Source organism: Candidatus Halobonum tyrrellensis G22 (assembly GCF_000495475.1).
Classification (GTDB): domain Archaea; phylum Halobacteriota; class Halobacteria; order Halobacteriales; family Haloferacaceae; genus Halobonum; species Halobonum tyrrellense.
Genome location: NZ_ASGZ01000063.1, coordinates 1 through 2,928 on the forward strand (window position 1 = coordinate 1; position 2,928 = coordinate 2,928).

Genomic DNA, 2,928 nt, shown 5'->3' on the forward strand with positions numbered 1-2,928 from the left:
TGCGCGAGACGCTCCCCCGGCACATGGGGCTGGGGAGCGGGACGCAGCTCGCGCTGGCCGTCCTCGCGGGGGTGGCGCGGGCGCACGATTGCGAGCCGCGAGTGCGCGAACGCGCCCCGGCGCTCGGCCGCGGCGGTCGCTCGGGCGTGGGGGTGGCGGCGTTCGAGGCGGGCGGGGTCGTCCTCGACGCGGGCCACCCGACCGAGCGGTTCACCACCGACCGCCCCGCCGACGGCGACTGGCGCGTGCCGCCCGTCGTCGCGCGCCACCCGGTGCCCGACGACTGGCGCTTCCTGCTCGTGGTGCCCGACGCCGACCCCGGGCGGTCGGCGGCCGACGAGGACGACTCGATGCGCGCGACCGTCGAGGCGGCCGACCCGGGCGTGGCCGACCGCATCGCGGGCGTGCTCCAGCGACGGCTCCTGCCCGCGGCCGCGGAGGGTGCCGTCGAGCGGTTCGGCGCGGCCGTCGGCGAGGTGGGCCGGCTGAACGGCGCGTGGTTCGCCGACGCCCAAGGCGGGGTGTACCGCCCGCCGGTCGGCGACCTGGTGGCGGCGCTCGCGGACGACCCCGCGGCCTTCGGCGCGGGGCAGTCGTCGTGGGGACCGACGGTGTACGCCGTCACGGACGCCGACCGGGCCGAGGCGGCGCGGACGGCGGGCGAGCGGGCGCTCGCGACGGCGGGCGTCGACGGGGAGGTGTCGGTGGTCCGCGGCTGCAACGAGGGCGCGACGGTCCGGTTCGACGCCTGAGCCGCCGGCGCCGTCCCGATCGTCCGGTCGCTCGCTCGTCCGAGCGCCCACGCCGCCCCCGGCGGAACGACTAAGCGCCTTCGGTTACCAGCATGTTACATGTCGCGCCTGCCGTTCGGGGTCGCGCAGTTGGACTCGGTGCTCGGGGGCGGAGCGCCCGCGGGGAACGCGGTGCTCGTCGCGGGCGAGGCGGGCGCCGGCGCCCGCGAGTTCGCCTACACGAGCGCCGCGATGAACGCGCTCGCGGGGACCGACGCCGACCTGTTCGACCTCTACTACGGCGACCTCGACTCCGCGGCGGAGCTGCCGCCGGAGGTCCACTACCTCTCGTTTACCGCCGGGCCGGAGTTGGTCGAGCGGGAACTCCGCTACGTGATGGCCGACGAGGTCGTCGACGCGGCGGTCGAGGGGATCGAGTTCACCGACCTCTCGACGGAGTACTTCCAACTGTCGGCGATCCCGCGCGAGTGGTACATGGGGCGAACCACGTCGCTGGCCGACCTCGGCGGCGACGACACCCGCCAGGACGTGCTGACGGCGCTCGGGGAGTTCCTGAGCGAACACGCCGCCGGCAACCTGGTGGTCGTCGACGCCGTCACCGACCTCGTCGGCGCCGCCGGCGGGGAGGTGTCGTGGGAGGACGTCGCCATGCTCGTCCGCGGGCTGGGGAAGGCGGCCCACTCGTGGGGCGGTCTCCTGCTCGTGCTCGTCAACGTCGACACCATCGACGACCGACAGCTCGGACAGCTGATGGACGGCAGCGACGGGACGCTCCACTTCAGTTGGGACTCGGGCGGCTCCAAGCGCGCCCGGACGATGGTCGTCCGCGAGTTCCGGGGCGTGCTCTCACAACTGGAGGAGGAGAACATCGTCCGCTTCGAGACGGAGATTCACGAGGGCGGTCTCGACATCAGCGACGTGCGCAAGATCCGGTAGTCGACCCCGACCTCCCGCCGCACTGGCGTCCCACCGCCTCGGCGCACTGGTACCCTCCCGTCCCGCCGCATCGGCGTGCCCGCCACCCCGGCGCGGCTGCCGGCCGACCCCGTAGAATCACCTCCGAGAATCGGCGGCGGAGGTTCTTGTGCGGGCGGGCCGAACGGGTCGTATCATGGCGGGGGAACTGGTCGACGGGCTTCCGGAGGGGCTCCGCGCGTGGGTCGACGCGCGCGCCGAGGAGACGGGGCGTTCGCGGGCCGAGGTGCTGGCGCGGGCCGTGACGGTCCAGCGCCTGCTCGCGGAGTACGACGGGCCGCTCCCCGACGCGTCGACGCTCGACGCCGCGGCCGCCGGCGGGGCGGACCCGCAGAGCGGCGGGGACGGGGCGCTCGCCGACCGCCTCGACGCGACGGACGAACGGGTCGAGGCGGTCGCCGACGAGTTCGACGAGAAGTTGGCGGACGTGCGCGACCGGGTCGTACAGGTCAAACGCGAGGCGGACGCGAAGGTGGACGCCGACCACGACCACCCGGAACTCCGTCGGTCGGCCGAGGCGGCGGCCGACCTGGCGGACGACGTCGAGGCGGTCCGCGCGGCGGTCGACGCCCTCGACGCGCGGTTCGCCGAGGGGTTCGACAACTACGAGGAGGTGCTGGAGCGGCTGACCGACGCCGTCGACGAACTCGACGGAAAGGCGACGACGCTCGCGTCGGCGGTGGCGGACCTGCGGGAACGGGCGGCCGACGCCGACGCGCGGCGGTCGCGCCGTGAGGCCGCGGCCGACCTCAAGCGCGAGGCGAACCGGCTGGGGGTCGAAGCGGCCGCGTGCGACCACTGCGGGGAGGCGGTCCGGCTCGCGCTGCTCACCCGGCCGGCGTGCCCGCACTGCGACGGCGCGTTCGACGGCGTGGCGACGGCATCGGGTCTCGACGGACTACTCGGCCGCGCGACGCTGACCGCCGGGCGGGACGGCACCGACGGCCGGGCCGACGACACCGGTACCGACGACGCCGGCACCGACACCGACGGCTCGGGGACCGACCCGGTCCGCGTGCTCGGGAGGGGCGAGTGACCGACGACGTCGGACCGGACGATTCGGTCGAGCCCACGGACCCGGGCGACCCGACTGAACCGGCGGACGCGGACGGCGCCGGGGACCCGGCCGACGAGGCGGCGCCGTTCGCCTCGCTGGTCGACCGGTTGGACGAGCGCGAGCGACGCCGGGCGGACGCCGACG

Annotated in this window: 3 protein-coding genes; all 3 read left to right on the plus strand. The window is 75.5% G+C overall.

Annotation, left to right across the window (positions count from 1 at the left end; all coding sequences use genetic code 11):
• Positions 1 to 752: beta-ribofuranosylaminobenzene 5'-phosphate synthase family protein (locus K933_RS15505; RefSeq protein WP_023395698.1), on the plus strand; the 752-nt coding region annotated here is incomplete at its 5' end.
• A 99-nt stretch (positions 753 to 851) separates the two neighbouring features.
• Complete coding sequence (locus K933_RS15510; protein WP_023395699.1) at positions 852 to 1,688, plus strand: RAD55 family ATPase; 837 nt, start codon at positions 852 to 854, stop codon at positions 1,686 to 1,688.
• A gap of 175 nt (positions 1,689 to 1,863) precedes the next feature.
• Complete coding sequence (locus K933_RS15515) at positions 1,864 to 2,763, plus strand: CobG protein (protein WP_023395700.1); 900 nt, start codon at positions 1,864 to 1,866, stop codon at positions 2,761 to 2,763.
• Positions 2,764 to 2,928 lie beyond the last annotated feature (165 nt).

Excerpts from the sequence above, each read along its gene's own strand:
- K933_RS15510 (WP_023395699.1), top strand. The coding sequence starts at position 852 with ATGTCGCGCCTGCCGTTCGGGGTCGCGCAGTTGGACTCGGTGCTCGGG.
- K933_RS15515 (WP_023395700.1), top strand. The coding sequence starts at position 1,864 with ATGGCGGGGGAACTGGTCGACGGGCTTCCGGAGGGGCTCCGCGCGTGG.